At 66.6% G+C, this 14,229-nt stretch carries 16 protein-coding genes and 1 pseudogene; 13 read left to right on the forward strand and 4 right to left on the reverse strand.

Annotated elements, in window-relative coordinates; all coding sequences use genetic code 11:
• Window positions 1–5: 5 nt before the first annotated feature.
• Both AC3A6X_RS19210 and AC3A6X_RS19215 read right to left on the reverse strand, forming a co-directional pair.
• Window positions 6–662, reverse strand: coding sequence for a MarC family protein (locus tag AC3A6X_RS19210; protein WP_309960798.1), 657 nt, complete (start codon window positions 660–662; stop codon window positions 6–8).
• On the reverse strand, window positions 662–1,408 hold the full coding sequence (locus tag AC3A6X_RS19215; protein WP_487843679.1) for an SDR family oxidoreductase: 747 nt from the start codon (window positions 1,406–1,408) through the stop codon (window positions 662–664). The genes AC3A6X_RS19210 and AC3A6X_RS19215 overlap by 1 nt, the downstream gene beginning before the upstream one ends.
• 73 nt (window positions 1,409–1,481) lie before the next feature.
• Between AC3A6X_RS19215 and AC3A6X_RS19220 the strand changes: the two genes are divergently transcribed.
• From AC3A6X_RS19220 to AC3A6X_RS19235, 4 genes are all read left to right on the forward strand, one after another.
• Entirely contained in the window at window positions 1,482–2,084 is a 603-nt protein-coding gene (locus AC3A6X_RS19220) for a DsbA family protein (protein ID WP_487843680.1), read from the forward strand.
• Between the two features lie 39 nt (window positions 2,085–2,123).
• A complete protein-coding gene (locus AC3A6X_RS19225; protein ID WP_487843681.1) occupies window positions 2,124–2,807 on the forward strand; it encodes a dienelactone hydrolase family protein in 684 nt (227 codons plus the stop codon).
• 12 nt (window positions 2,808–2,819) lie between these two features.
• Window positions 2,820–3,692 carry an amidohydrolase family protein gene (locus AC3A6X_RS19230; RefSeq protein WP_487843682.1) on the forward strand — a complete coding sequence of 291 codons (873 nt, stop codon included), beginning with the start codon at window positions 2,820–2,822 and terminating at the stop codon, window positions 3,690–3,692.
• 159 nt (window positions 3,693–3,851) lie between these two features.
• Window positions 3,852–4,220, forward strand: coding sequence for a DUF4148 domain-containing protein (locus AC3A6X_RS19235; RefSeq protein ID WP_487843683.1), 369 nt, complete (start codon window positions 3,852–3,854; stop codon window positions 4,218–4,220).
• A 62-nt stretch (window positions 4,221–4,282) separates the two neighbouring features.
• On the opposite strand, the gene AC3A6X_RS19240 is transcribed toward AC3A6X_RS19235, so the two are convergent.
• Window positions 4,283–5,416: a magnesium transporter CorA family protein gene (locus AC3A6X_RS19240; protein WP_487843684.1), complete on the reverse strand. Its 1,134-nt coding sequence runs from the start codon at window positions 5,414–5,416 to the stop codon at window positions 4,283–4,285.
• A gap of 66 nt (window positions 5,417–5,482) precedes the next feature.
• Window positions 5,483–6,487: a porphobilinogen synthase gene (gene hemB / locus AC3A6X_RS19245; protein WP_487843685.1), complete on the reverse strand. Its 1,005-nt coding sequence runs from the start codon at window positions 6,485–6,487 to the stop codon at window positions 5,483–5,485.
• A 304-nt stretch (window positions 6,488–6,791) separates the two neighbouring features.
• Between hemB and AC3A6X_RS19250 the strand changes: the two genes are divergently transcribed.
• The 9 genes and pseudogenes from AC3A6X_RS19250 to AC3A6X_RS19290 all read left to right on the forward strand — a co-directional run.
• Window positions 6,792–7,220 carry a CopD family protein gene (locus AC3A6X_RS19250; RefSeq protein WP_487843686.1) on the forward strand — a complete coding sequence of 143 codons (429 nt, stop codon included), beginning with the start codon at window positions 6,792–6,794 and terminating at the stop codon, window positions 7,218–7,220.
• A 3-nt stretch (window positions 7,221–7,223) separates the two neighbouring features.
• Window positions 7,224–8,336, forward strand: coding sequence for a VanZ family protein (locus AC3A6X_RS19255; RefSeq protein WP_487843687.1), 1,113 nt, complete (start codon window positions 7,224–7,226; stop codon window positions 8,334–8,336).
• Between the two features lie 44 nt (window positions 8,337–8,380).
• The gene (locus tag AC3A6X_RS19260; protein WP_309960819.1) at window positions 8,381–8,734 is read left to right on the forward strand and encodes a (2Fe-2S) ferredoxin domain-containing protein; all 354 of its coding nucleotides are present in this window, start codon (window positions 8,381–8,383) and stop codon (window positions 8,732–8,734) included.
• Window positions 8,735–8,738: 4 nt separating this feature from the next.
• Window positions 8,739–9,371 carry an alpha/beta hydrolase gene (locus AC3A6X_RS19265; RefSeq protein ID WP_487843688.1) on the forward strand — a complete coding sequence of 211 codons (633 nt, stop codon included), beginning with the start codon at window positions 8,739–8,741 and terminating at the stop codon, window positions 9,369–9,371.
• Between the two features lie 23 nt (window positions 9,372–9,394).
• Window positions 9,395–10,564 (forward strand): D-alanyl-D-alanine carboxypeptidase family protein, encoded by a 1,170-nt coding sequence (locus AC3A6X_RS19270; protein WP_487843689.1) that lies wholly within the window; start codon window positions 9,395–9,397, stop codon window positions 10,562–10,564.
• Window positions 10,565–10,817: 253 nt separating this feature from the next.
• A complete protein-coding gene (gene rpsL, locus AC3A6X_RS19275; RefSeq protein WP_028249584.1) occupies window positions 10,818–11,195 on the forward strand; it encodes a 30S ribosomal protein S12 in 378 nt (125 codons plus the stop codon).
• Window positions 11,196–11,341: 146 nt separating this feature from the next.
• Complete coding sequence (rpsG, locus tag AC3A6X_RS19280; RefSeq protein WP_077002363.1) at window positions 11,342–11,815, forward strand: 30S ribosomal protein S7; 474 nt, start codon at window positions 11,342–11,344, stop codon at window positions 11,813–11,815.
• 84 nt (window positions 11,816–11,899) lie between these two features.
• Window positions 11,900–13,999, forward strand: a complete 2,100-nt coding sequence (gene fusA, locus AC3A6X_RS19285; protein ID WP_487843690.1) for an elongation factor G — start codon at window positions 11,900–11,902, stop codon at window positions 13,997–13,999.
• Window positions 14,000–14,156: 157 nt separating this feature from the next.
• Window positions 14,157–14,229, forward strand: a pseudogene (locus tag AC3A6X_RS19290) (GTP-binding protein); the annotation flags it as partial.

Genomic DNA, 14,229 nt, shown 5'->3' on the forward strand with positions numbered 1-14,229 from the left:
CGCGGTCAGTGCGTGCGGGCCAGCGCCGGGAACAGGGTGGAAAGGCCGTCGGCCATCACCTCCACCGACAGCGCCGCGAGGATCAGGCCCATAAGCCGGGTCATCACGTTGATGCCGGTCTTGCCGAGCACACGCGCGATCGGGTCGGCCAGCGAGAAGATGATGCCGGTCACCAGCCCGACTACCACGCCGTAACCCACCAGGATTGCGAGCTCCCAGACATGCTGCGTCTTGTCGGCATAGATCACCATCGTCGACATGGTGGCCGGCCCGGTCAGAAGCGGGATGGTCAGCGGCACCACCGCGATCGAGGCGCCCAGCGAGGCCTTGATTTCCGCGGCGCGGATCTCCTCCTCGTTGCTCTTCGATTCCGCCGGCTGCGCGTTGAGCATGTTGAGCGAGCTGATCAGCAGCAGCATGCCGCCGCCCACTTGGAAGCTGGCGATCGAGATGCCGAAGAAGGCGAGCAGCTGCAGCCCGAGCAGCGCGCTGATGGCGATGACCACGAAGGCGCTGAAGGCCGAAACCCATGCCGTGCGCTTGCGCTGCGCCTCGGTGTAGCCCTGCGTGTAGTGGATGAAGAAGGGCACGATCGCCAGCGGGTTCACGATGGCCAGCAGCGTGATCATCGGCTTGACCAGGTCCATGGCGGGCGTGGCCATCAGCGTCCGCCCGTGATGTCGAGGAAGGTGCCGGTGACGTAGCTGGCCTCGTCGGACAGCAGCCACGCGATGCCGTTGGCGACCTCCTGCGCGCTGCCGGTGCGCTTCATCGGCACGGTGGAAGCGAGCTGGAAGGCGCGGTCGGGCATGCCGCCCGAGGCGTGGATCTCGGTGTCGATGAGGCCCGGGCGCACCGCGTTGACGCGGATGCCTTCGTCCGCGACCTCCTTGGCCAGGCCGATGGTGAAGCTCTCGATCGCGCCCTTGCTGGCCGCATAGTCGACGTACTGGCCCGGCGAGCCCAGGCGCGCCGCGGCGCTGGAGAGGTTGACGATGGCGCCGCCTGTGCCGCCGTGTCTCGTGCTCATGCGCCGCACCGCCTCGCGCGCGCAGAGGAAGCTGCCGATCATGTTGATGCGCAGCATCCGTTCGAGCCGCGCGACGCTCATCTCGTCGACCCGCGCCTGCACGTCGACCACGCCGGCGTTGTTGACCAGCGCGCCGAGGCGGCCGAACTCGGCGTCGACCTTCTCGAACATCGCCTTCACCTGCGCCTCGTCGCCCACGTCGGCCTGCACGCTCATGGCGCGCCCACCCCGGTCGCGGATCGCGCGCACCACCTCGTCGGCGGCCAGGGAATTGCTGGCATAGTTGACGGCCACCGCGAAGCCGCGCTGCGAGGCGAGCAGCGCGGTCGCGGCGCCGATGCCGCGGCTGCCGCCCGTGATCAAGAGTACCTGGTCCAAATCCCGCCTCCTGCACGAAAGCCGTGCCTCAGTTAAAACCGTCGACGTCGATTACATCATCGAGGAGAGGCCCGTGACCCGCAGCGTCGACTACTACTTCACGCCCCAGAGCCCCTGGACCTACCTGGGACACGCGCGCTTCGCCGCGCTCGCCAAGGCCGCCGGCGCCACCGTGCGCGTGCGACCCGTCGATTTCGGCGCCATCTTTCCCGTCTCCGGCGGCCTGCCGCTGGGCAAGCGCGCCCCGCAGCGCCAGGCCTACCGGCTGGTCGACCTGGCGCGCTTCTCGCGGCACCTGGACATTCCCCTCAACCCGACGCCGAAGTTCTTCCCGGTCGCGGGCGACGACGCCGCCAAGCTGATCATCGCGGTCGACCTGCACGACGGCTGCGAGGCCGCGATGAAACTGTGCGGCGCGGTCTTCGCCTCGGTCTGGGTGAAGGAGCGCAACATCGCGGACCCGAAGGTGCTCGAGGCGCTGGCCGCCGAATGCGGGCTCGCTGCCAAGCGCATCGAGCAGTCGCAAAGCCAGACTGTGCAGGAGCGCTACGAGGACTACACGCAGCAGGCCATCGACGCCAAGGTATTCGGCGCACCCAGCTACGTGATCGACGGCGAGATCTTCTGGGGCCAGGACCGGCTGGATTTCGTCGCGCGCGCATTGGACGCGCATTGAAGCAACAACCTCCCCTCTCACCATTACAGGAGCATGACCATGGGCCAATTCATCGACCTCACCGCCAAGGATGGCTTCAGCTTTCCCGCCTACGTGGCGGAACCCTCGGGCAAGCCCAAGGCCGCGGTGGTCGTCGTGCCGGAAATCTTCGGCGTCAACTCGCACATCCGCTCGGTGGCCGACGGCTTTGCGGCCGAGGGCTATCTCGCCGTCGCGCCCTCGACCTTCCACCGCGTCAAGCCGGGCGTCGAGCTGGGCTACAGCGAGGAGGACATGAAGGCCGGCTTCGCGCTCAAGACCGCCGTCGAGGCGCTGCCGGCGCCGGGCGTGCTGCAGGACATCCAGGCCGCGGTCGAGTATGCGGCCCGTGGCGGCAAGGTGGGCATCGTCGGCTACTGCTGGGGCGGCCTCTTGACCTGGCGCGCCTCGGCGAAGGTGTCGGGCCTGTCGGCCGCGGCGCCGTACTACGGCGGCGGGATGACCACGCCGGAGGAGAGCGCGATCACGCCCAAGGTGCCCGTGATGGCGCACTTCGGCAACAACGACCACTGGATTCCGCTGGACACCATCGAGGCCTTCAAGAAGGCGCACCCGGAGGTGGAAGTGCATGTCTACGAATCGGGCCACGGCTTCAACTGCGACCAGCGCGGCTCCTACAACGCCGAGGCCGCCAAGCTGGCGCGCGAGCGCACGCTGGCCTTCTTCGCCAGGCATCTCGGCTGAGCGGGGCATCCGGTGCGTCTTGCCGCGGTCCTGCTGGCGGTCTTGGCGTTCTCGGCGGTGCAGGCGGCCGACTACAGCGGCCCCTTGTTCGACACGCATCTGCACTACAACCAGGAAGCCTGGGACGGCAACACCGGCCCCTACCCGCCGGCCGAGGCGCTGGCGCGGATGCAGCGCAACGGTGTGAAGGCCATCATTGCCAACTCGCGGCCCAACGCGGGCACGCAGACGCTGGCGGCGGCGCGCGAGGCGCGCGAAGCCGGCGTCACGGTGGTGCCCTTCGTGCGGCTCTATCGCAACCGCGACGACTACAACAACTGGTTTCGCGACGAGAGCATCCACGACATGGTGCAGTCCGAGCTGGCCCGCGGCACCGCCGGCGGGCCGTACCGCGGCCTGGGCGAATTCCATCTCTACGACAGCGCGAACGCCAACGGGCCGGTGGCCCGCAAGCTGATCGTGCTGGCCGAGCAAAAGAAGCTGGCTGTGCTCGCGCATGTGGACGATACGGCGATCGACTTGTTGATGGCGCATGCGCCGTCCAAGGGGCAGTCGCTGCGGCTGATCTGGGCGCATACCGGCATCGGTGGGCCGCCGGTGGCGCGGGTGCAGGCGCTCTTGGAGCGCTATCCGCTGCTGATGGGCGAGCTCTCCTACCGGCCGGGCCTGACCTGCGAGGGCGGCATGCTCTGCCCCGAGTGGCGAGCGTTGCTCCTCAAGCATCCCGATCGCTTCGTGGTCGGGTCCGACACCTGGGTCAACCAGCGCTGGAGCGCCTACGACGAAATCATGGGCGGCTACCGCCGCTGGCTCGGCGAGCTGCCGCCGGAGGTGGCGCAGCGCGTCGCTTGGGGCAACGCGGCGGCGCTATTCGGGCTGCGTTGAGCGCCTGCGGCACGCAGCTACGGATTGTTTCGATCCAGGAAACGCCGTGTCTCTTTTCTAAATAATTTCCCGAGGGTCTTCGACCGGACACTTCGTCGCACAGGCGAGCCCACCGCGAGCCTGGTTTGAAACCGCCTCCGACGAACCCAAGGACCTGAAATGAAGACCTCTCACATCCTCGCCGCCGCCGCTCTCTCCTTTCTGGCCGCCGCCGGTGCCCATGCAGAAACCTACCATGGCGTGGCAGCGCCGGTCTCCGCGGTGAACCGCGCCGACGTCGAAGCCGAAGCCGCTCGCACGGCTTCTGCCCCCAACCAGAACGTGGTGCGCGGCTCGCGCGGCGCGGAGCCTTTCAAGGCGGTCGCCAACCCCGAGGCCGTCTACGCCCAGGCGGTTGCCACCGCCAACGCGCCGGACCAGAACGTCACCGGCGGCTCGCGCGTCAACAGCCGCGTGATCTCGACCATGCCCAACCGCGCCGACACGCTGCAGCAAGCACAGAAGCAAGTCGCCCCTGCGGCCAAGTAATTCGTACCGGCCCATCGGAAGAACCGGGCAGCGCGCGAGCGCTGCCCGGTTTTTCTTTTGGCCTATCTGTTCCTCGCGAGATAGCGCTTGCGCCAGAAGACGAGCACCAGCAGCAGTGCGACCGAAGCCATCGCACCCATGGCGATCCAGAAGCCACCGGCCTTGTGCACCAGCGGGACGAACTCGAAGTTCATGCCGAAGATGCCGGCGATGAGGTTCAGCGGGAGGAAGACCGCGGTGAGCACCGTGAGCACCCGCATGATGTCGTTGGTGCGGTGGCTCTGCACGCTGAAATGCAGCTGCACCGCGGTCTCGGCGTTCTGCTCGAGCCGCCGCACGTGATGCACCACGCGCTGGATGTGCTCGAGCACATCGCGGCTGCGCACCATGATCAGCTCGCGCTCGCGCGACTCGGCCTTGCCCTCGGGCGACGGCAGGGTTTCGAAGGCGTCGATCCAGTCCTGCACCGCGGCGCGCTGGTCCTCGCAGATCTCGTCCAGGTGGTGCAGCGCCTGCCGCGCCTTCATCAGCGCGCTCCAGTTCGTGAAGTGGCTGCGAGGGTCGATCAGCTCGGCCTGCCAGTGGTCCAGCTGTCGGGTCAGGTCGCGGCGCAAGTCCAGGTAGGCGTCGACGATCAGGTTGATCACGCGCAGCATCAGATCCGCAGGACCAGCCGGCACGCGGGTCGAGACGGCGCGCACGTCGAGCGCGGGCGGCGCGGCGCCGCCGCGCGCATCGGGCGTCACCGCGTTCAGCAGGCGGGCGGCGAAGGCGTCGCGCACCGAGCCGTCTTCCGGATGCACGGACAGCAGCACGCGGTCGAAGACCGCGAAGCCGACCGGCCGCGTGTCGATGCGCCGCAGCACCGGCGGGCCGCCGCGCGGCAGGCCGGGCTCGGCGCCTGCCGAACCCGGGCCATTGCCGGCGGCGAGCCGGCGAAACACCAGCACGTCGTACTGCGAGGTGTAGTCGTAGCGAGACGGAAGTTGGTCGTTGAGCAGGTCCGCCACATGAAGGTCGACCAGGTGCGTGCCGCAGAGCGCTTGCAGGGTGCCTTGCACCTCGGCGAGCGTGCTGCGGAGTTCGTCGCGCGTCAGCGACAGCCACAGATAGCCCGCGCAGGCGCCGGGCGCGGCCATCGGCGCCAGCGCGGGATGCTCGGTGACGCGGGTGCCGCTGATCTCGAAGATGCGCATGCAAACGTCCTGTTGTTCTTCTGGAGAGAGACGGCCCGCGCCCGGATGCCGTCCCGAGCCCGCAGCCTAAAGCTTGGGCAACAGCCGCGCGGCGTCGAGCGCGAAGTAGGTGAGCACGCCGTCGGCGCCGGCGCGCTTGAAGGCCAGCAGGCTCTCGAGCATCACGGCGTCGTGGTCCAGCCAGCCGTTCTGCGCCGCGGCCTTGAGCATCGCGTACTCGCCGCTGACCTGGTAGGCGAAGGTCGGTACGTGGAATTCGTCCTTCACCCGGCGCACGATGTCCAGGTAGGGCATGCCGGGCTTCACCATCACCATGTCGGCGCCTTCCGCGATGTCGAGGCCGACCTCGCGCAGCGCCTCGTCGCTGTTGCCCGGGTCCATCTGGTAGACCTTCTTGTTGCTCTTGCCGAGGTTGGCAGCCGAGCCCACGGCGTCGCGGAAGGGGCCGTAGAAGGCGCTCGCGTACTTGGCGCTGTAGGCCATGATCCGGGTGTGGATCCGGCCGGCCGATTCAAGGGCGCCGCGGATCGCGCCGATGCGGCCGTCCATCATGTCGCTGGGCGCCACGATGTCCACGCCGGCCTCGGCCTGGACCAGCGCCTGCTTCACCAGCACCTCGACGGTCGGGTCGTTGAGGATGTAGCCGGTTTCGTCAAGCAGGCCGTCCTGGCCGTGGCTGGTATAGGGGTCCAGCGCGACGTCGGTCATCACGCCCAGTTCCGGGAAGCGCGACTTGAGCCCGGCCACCACCCGCGGAATCAGGCCGTCGGGGTTGAAGGCCTCGTCGCCGGCCGGGGTCTTGAGGCCGGCATCGATCACCGGGAACAGCGCCATCACCGGAATGCCCAGCGAGAGGCATTGCTCGGCCACCGGCAGCAGCAGGTCCAGGCTGAGCCGCTCGACCCCGGGCATGGACGGCACGGCATCGCGCCGCTTCTCGCCTTCCTGCACGAACACCGGATAAATAAGGTCGTGGGCGCTGAGCGTGTGCTCACGTACCAGGTTTCGCGTAAAGACGTCCCGGCGCAGCCGGCGCGGCCGGCCCGAAGGGAAGGGGGCGTGGAGGGTCATGCCGAAAATTGTGCCCCAAGTGCGTTTGCGCCACGGCGAAAGCCGCGGATTGCTCCTATTAGTAATACCTTTGAGCTACTCAATCTCCAAAAAGGCGGCAGAAAAATTAGAACTCGCTTGATCGTACGTAATGCCTTTGCTAAATTCCGCGGTGGGCGGCTTGCCGCTCCCCGCTTTTCCTCCCTGAGCGGGTGCCTTGATGTGTGACAGCAAAAGGGCTTCCCAGCCCGGCGTTTTGGCGCCGGGCTTTTTTTTGCCCTGGCGGTCGGCCCGTCTGCGAAAGGGCCCCCACTACACTGCCGCCATGCTCTGGGTCAAATCGCTGCACATCGTGTTCGTCGCCAGCTGGTTCGCCGGGCTGTTCTACCTGCCCCGCATCTTCGTGAACCTGGCCATGGTGGCGCCGGAGTCGGTGGCCGAGCGCGCCCGGCTGGTCCTGATGGCGCGCAAGCTGTTCCGCTTCACCACTTTCCTGGCCGTGCCGGCGATCGGCTTCGGCCTCTGGCTCTGGCTGGGCTATGGCATCGGGCGCGGTCCCGGCAACGGCTGGATGCATGCGAAGCTGGCGCTGGTGCTGGGGGTCGTCGGCTACCACCATGCGTGCGGGGTGCTGCTGCGCAAGTTCGTGGCCGGGCAAGACCGGCGCGGCGAGCGCTGGTACCGCTGGTTCAACGAGGCGCCGGTCTTGCTGCTGCTGGCGATCGTGGTGCTGGTCGTGGTCAAGCCCTTCTGAGCGGTGGCCACGCAGCAGCACAAGTCCGCGGCCCTGCCCCTGGCATTCGCCTATGCGGCGCTGATCGTCTACGCGAGCCTCTACCCCTTCGCCGACTGGCGCGACCAGGGCATCGCCCCCTGGTCCTACCTGGCGGCGCCCTGGCCCAAGTACTGGACCGGCTTCGACTTCGGCGTGAACGTGGCCGGCTACCTGCCGCTGGGCTTTCTGGCGGCGATCGCCGTCTTGCGCACGCAGCCCGGCATCGGGCCGGTGCGTGCGGTGCTCGCTGCGACACTGATCGGCGCCGCCATCGCCTTCGTCATGGAGACGCTGCAGAGCTACTTGCCGGCACGCATTCCGTCGAATGTGGACCTGGGGCTCAACAGTCTCGGCGCGCTGGCGGGCGCTGTGCTGGCGGCAGCGCTTGAGCGTCTGGGCGTGGTCGCGCACTGGCACCGGACCCGCTCGAACTGGTTCGTGGAGGATTCGCGCGGCGCGCTGGTGCTGCTGGCGTTGTGGCCGATGGCGCTGCTGTTCCCGGCCGCGGTCACCTTCGGGCTGGGCCAGGTGTTCGAGCGTCTCGAGGCGGCCATCTCCGAGTGGCTGCTGGACACGCCCTTCATCGATTGGATGCCGGTGCGCCAGTTCGAGCTGGAGCCTCTGGTGCCCGGCGTCGAGCTGCTGTGCGTGGCGCTGGGCGCGCTGGTGCCCTGCCTGCTGGCCTTCCAGGTGACGCGGGCAGTCGCGCGCCGGGCCGTGTTGATGCCGCTGGTGCTGCTGAGCGGGGTAGCGGCATCCGCGCTGTCGGCGGCGCTGAGCTACGGGCCCGAGCACGCCTGGGCCTGGCTGAGCCTGCCGGTGCAAGTCGGCATTGCTGCCGCGTTCTTCCTCGGCGTGCTGCTGCTGCCCGCGTCGCGCCGCCTGTGCGCGGCCCTGCTGCTGGTCGCGCTCGGGGTGCACCTGAGCCTGCTCAACCAGGCACCGGAGAGCGCCTACTTCGCCCAGACGCTCGCGACCTGGGAGCAGGGGCGATTCATCCGCTTCCACGGACTGGCGCAGTGGTTGGGCTGGCTCTGGCCCTTCGCGACGCTGATCTACGTACTGGCCGCCTTGTCGCGCCGTGCGCGTGCCTAGTCCCCTTGCGGTACGCGGCTGCGGACGCTCAATAGAATCAGCCGATGCCCACCTCCAGCACTGCGCCGCCGCGCGGCTATTACGGCCGCCACATCTTCTTCTGCCTGAACGAGCGCAAGAACGGCGAGGAATCCTGCTCGCAACACAATGCGCAGCAAGGCTTCGACCGCTGCAAGAAGCGCGTCAAGGAGGCGGGGCTGGCCGGGCCGGGGAATGTGCGGGTCAACAAGGCCGGCTGCCTCGACCGGTGTGCGGGTGGGCCGGTGGCGGTGGTCTATCCCGAAGCCGTCTGGTACACCTTCGTCGACGAGCAGGACATCGACGAGATCGTCGATTCGCACCTGCGCGACGGCAAGGTCGTCGAGCGCTTGCTGCTGCCGCCGGACGTAGGGCGCTGAGATCATGAATTCGCAGACCGAGAAGATCCAGATCCAGGGCGCCGCCGGCGCGATCGCCGCGTTGCGCGATGCCGCGGCCGATGGCGCTCCGGCGCGCGGTGTGGCGGTGATCGCCCATCCGCATCCGCTCTTCGGCGGCACCATGGACAACAAGGTGGTGCAGACGCTGGCGAGGGCCTTCGTCGCCTGCGGCTGGGCCGCGGTGCGCTTCAACTTCCGCGGCGTGGGCGGCACCGAGGGTGTGCACGACGAGGGCCGCGGCGAGCGCGAGGACATGCTCCAGGTCATCGAGCAGCTGGCACCCGAGGGGCCGCTGGCCATCGCCGGCTTCTCGTTCGGCGCCTTCGTGGCGAGCCGCGCGGCCGAGCAGCTGTGGGCGCGGCGAGACATCCGGCAGCTGGTGCTGGTCGGCACCGCTGCCGCGCGCTTCTCGGTGGCGACCTTGCCGGCCGAGGCGCATGAGCGCACGCTGGTCGTGCATGGCGAGCACGACGACACCGTGCCCCTGGCCGCCGTGCTGGATTGGGCCCGGCCACAGTCACTTCCTGTTACGGTCGTTCCCGGGGGCGGTCATTTCTTTCACGGACAATTGCCGCTGCTCAAGGGTCTGGTCGTCCGCCATCTGCGCGCGGGCTAGTTTTCGTCTCTCTTCGAATCTCCATGAATCGTCTTCTCGGCGCGCTGCGCGCCTTCGCAGCGGCTGCCGCCGCATCCTTCTGCCTCATCGCCGCGGCCCAGGTCCCGCAAGCTCCCGAAGTCGCTGCGCGCAGCTACCTGCTGCTGGACGTGACGGCCAACCAGATGCTGGCGCAGAAGGACATCGACACGCCCGTCGAGCCGGCCTCGCTCACCAAGCTGATGTCGGCCTACCTCGTCTTCGACGCGCTCAAGGCCAAGAAGATCAGCCTGCAGCAGACCCTGCCGGTCAGCACCCGCGCCTGGAAGATGCCCGGCTCGCGCATGTTCATCGACCCGAAGATGCAGGTGCCGGTCGAGGACATGATCAAAGGCCTGATCGTGCAGTCGGGCAACGACGCCACCGTCGCGCTGGCCGAGGGCGTGGGCGGCACGGTGGAGCATTTCGTCGAGCTCATGAACGAGCAGGCCAAGGCGCTGGGCATGAAGAACACCAGCTACAAGAACCCCGAGGGCCTGACTGCGCCGGGCCATACGACCACGGCGCGCGACCTGAGCATCCTGGCGACGCGGCTGATGCGCGACTTTCCCGAGTACGTGCACTACTACTCGATCAAGAAGTACCGCTACCCCGGCACCCCCTCGACCAACGACACCAACCGCAACCTGCTGCTGTTCCGCGACCCGACCGTCGACGGTCTCAAGACCGGCCATACCGATGCGGCCGGCTACTGCATGATCGTGACCTCCAAGCGCGATTTCCCGAACCTCGCCGGCGGCCGGCGCCTGCTGTCGATCGTGCTCGGGACGGCCAGCGAGAACGCGCGGGCCAACGAGTCGCAGAAGCTGCTGAACTGGGGCTACACCGCCTACGACGCGGTGCGCCTGTTCGACGCCAACCAGGCGGTCGCCACCCCGCCGGTCTGGAAGGGCAAGGAGAACACCGTCAAGCTCGGCCGCACCGAGGCCATCGTGGTGGCGGTGCCCGCCGGCTCGGCGAGCAAGATCAAGACCCAGGTCGCGCGCCCCGATCCGTTGGTTGCGCCCTTCACCCGCAACCAGCCGATCGGCTCCCTCAAGATCACGCTCGCCGACCAGCCGGTCGCCGACGTGCCGCTGGTCGCGCTCGAGCCGGTGGAGCAGGCAGGCATCCTCGGCCGCGCCTGGGATGCCGTCCGCCTCTGGATCAAGTAGCGCCCCGGCCAAGACAAGCGTCTTTCCCCTCGGCCGCGCGGTTGGTGAGCCGCCGCGGAACCGGCTTCGCCGGGCCGCTGGCGGCGCCCCCAAAAAGTGGGTTGGCGGCCACGCGAAGTGGGCAAGCCTGGGGTCAGTGCTATACTCGCGGGCTTTTCGGAAAAATCCGAAGGGTTTCACGTTTTCGTCATCTCCCGGTTTCCTCATGTCACGGTGAGGGGTTCGACCGGGGTGTTTTTGGACTTATTCATTCATGCCAACCATCAATCAACTGGTGCGTCAGGGTCGCGAGGTCGAGAAGATCAAGTCGAAGAGCCCTGCCATGCAGAACTCGCCGCAACGCCGCGGCGTCTGCACCCGGGTCTACACCACGACCCCCAAGAAGCCGAACTCGGCGCTGCGCAAGGTCGCCAAGGTGCGCCTGACCAACGGCTTCGAAGTCATTTCCTACATCGGCGGTGAAGGCCACAATCTGCAGGAACACAGCGTGGTGCTGGTTCGCGGCGGTCGTGTCAAGGATCTGCCCGGTGTGCGCTACCACATCGTGCGTGGCTCGCTGGACCTGCAAGGCGTGAAAGATCGCAAGCAGTCGCGTTCCAAGTACGGCGCGAAGCGTCCCAAGAAGGCTTGAGCCTCCAGGTGTTCAATCGGTGTTCGTTGCGCCTGGCGGGTGCATCGAACGAAGTGACCCACTGTCGGGTCGAGTAAGTGAGAGCTCTCGTCGGTTCTCGCGGTGTCTCGGCAAGAGGCGCCAACTGAAGCAAAGAGGTTAGAAAAATGCCACGTCGTCGCGAAGTCCCCAAACGTGAAATCCTGCCGGATCCCAAGTACGGCAATGTCGAGCTGTCCAAATTCATGAACGTGATCATGGAAGGCGGCAAGAAGGCAGTGGCCGAGCGCATCATCTACGGTGCCCTCGACCAGATCGAGAAGAAGAACCCGGGCAAGGACCCGCTCGAGGCCTTCACCATCGCCATCAACAACGTCAAGCCGATGGTCGAAGTGAAGTCGCGCCGCGTCGGCGGCGCGAACTACCAGGTGCCCGTGGAAGTGCGCCCGGTGCGTCGCCTGGCGCTGTCGATGCGCTGGATCAAGGAAGCCGCTCGCAAGCGCGGCGAGAAGTCGATGGCCCTGCGCCTGGCCAACGAACTCATGGAAGCCACGGAAGGCCGCGGCGGCGCCATGAAGAAGCGCGACGAAGTGCACCGCATGGCCGAAGCCAACAAGGCCTTCAGCCACTTCCGCTTCTAAGAGCCCGTCCTCAAATCAAGTACTGGCTGGAAGCCCGACCCACCGTGTGGTGGGCGGGCTTTCATCCGTTAATGGAGTAATTTCATGTCCCGCAAGACCCCCATCGAGCGCTACCGCAACATCGGTATCTCTGCGCACATCGACGCCGGCAAGACCACCACCACCGAGCGCATCCTGTTCTACACGGGTGTGAACCACAAGATCGGTGAAGTGCATGACGGTGCAGCCACGATGGACTGGATGGAGCAGGAGCAAGAGCGCGGCATCACCATCACCTCGGCTGCCACCACCTGCTTCTGGAAGGGCATGGCGCAGAATTTCCCCGAGCACCGCATCAACATCATCGACACCCCGGGCCACGTGGACTTCACCATCGAGGTCGAGCGCTCGATGCGCGTGCTCGACGGCGCCGTGATGGTCTATGACGCCGTCGGCGGCGTGCAGCCCCAGTCGGAAACCGTCTGGCGCCAGGCCAACAAGTACAGGGTGCCGCGCCTCGCTTTCGTTAACAAGATGGACCGCACCGGCGCCAACTTCCTGCGCGTTCGCCAGATGATGATCGACCGCCTGAAGGCCAACCCGGTCGTGATCCAGATCCCGATCGGCGCCGAGGACAAGTTCCAGGGCATCGTCGACCTCGTGAAGATGAAAGCCATCATCTGGGATGAGGACAAGGGCGTGACCTTCACCTACGGCGAGATCCCGGCCGACCTGGTCGACGTCTGCAACGAGTACCACGAGAAGCTCGTGGAAGCCGCTGCCGAATCGAGCGAAGAGCTGATGAACAAGTACCTCGAAGGCGAGAAGCTTTCGGAAGAAGAAATCAAGCTCGCCATTCGCACGCGCACCATCGCCGGCGAGATCCAGCCGATGCTGTGCGGCTCGGCCTTCAAGAACAAGGGCGTGCAGGCCATGCTCGACGCCGTCATCGATTACATGCCCGCGCCGACCGACATTCCCCCGGTCTCCGGCACCGACGAAGACGAAGCTCCGGTGGTGCGCAAGGCCGACGACGAAGAGAAGTTCTCGGCCCTGGCGTTCAAGCTGATGACCGACCCGTTCGTGGGCCAGCTGACCTTCGTGCGCGTCTACTCGGGCGTGCTCTCCAAGGGCGACAGCGTCTACAACCCGGTGCGTGGGAAGAAAGAGCGCATCGGCCGTATCGTGCAGATGCACGCCAACAACCGCGAAGAAGTCAGCGAAATCCGCGCCGGCGACATCGCTGCTTGCGTGGGCCTGAAGGAAGTGACCACGGGCGAAACCCTGTGCGATCCGTCGGCCATCGTGACGCTGGAGCGCATGGTGTTCCCCGAGTCGGTGATCTCGCAGGCCGTCGAGCCCAAGACCAAGGCCGACCAGGAAAAGATGGGCATTGCCCTGCAGCGCCTCGCGCAGGAAGACCCCTCGTTTCGCGTCAAAACAGACGAGGAATCGGGCCAGACCATCATTTCGGGCATGGGCGAACTGCACCTTGAAATCATCGTCGACCGCATGAAGCGCGAGTTCGGCGTGGAAGCCAACGTGGGCAAGCCGCAAGTGGCGTACCGCGAGACCGTCCGCAAGACCGTCGAGGAAGCCGAAGGCAAGTTCGTGCGCCAGTCGGGCGGCAAGGGCCAGTACGGTCACGTCGTGCTCAAGATCGAGCCGCAGGAAGCCGGCAAGGGCTTCGAGTTCGTCGACGCCATCAAGGGCGGCGTGGTGCCACGCGAGTACATCCCCGCGGTGGAAAAGGGCGTGCAGGAAGCGCTGACGCAAGGCGTGCTGGCCGGCTACCCGGTGGTGGATGTCAAGGTCACGCTGCACTTCGGCTCGTACCACGACGTGGACTCGAACGAAATGGCGTTCAAGATGGCCGCCATCTTCGGCTTCAAGGAGGGTGCTCGCAAGGCCAGTCCGGTCATCCTCGAGCCGATGATGGCCGTGGAGGTCGAGACGCCTGAAGACTACGCCGGCAACGTGATGGGTGACCTGTCGTCCCGCCGTGGCATGGTGCAGGGTATGGATGACATGGTCGGCGGCGGCAAGGCCATCAAGGCCGAAGTTCCGCTATCGGAAATGTTCGGCTACTCGACCACCCTGCGCTCGATGTCGCAAGGCCGAGCCACCTACACGATGGAATTCAAGCAGTACGCGGAAGCCCCGCGCAACGTCGCCGAAGCCATCGTCGCTGCACGCACCAAGTAAGCGTGCGCCCTAAAGAGGGCGAGGGCGGCCTGGCCGTTCTTGTTCTCGCCTCAGTTCTGTCTGCGATCCTGTGCCCTTCGTTGCCCGTGGCGAAGGAATCAGCAACAGGATGCAGACGTAAAACCAACACACGGGAGCGCTCTTTCAAGGATTGAAAATGGCAAAAGGAAAATTCACCCGCACGAAGCCGCACGTGAACGTGGGCACGATCGGTCACGTGGACCACGGCA

It is taken from the genome of Variovorax sp. Soil_C_12 (assembly GCF_057657375.1).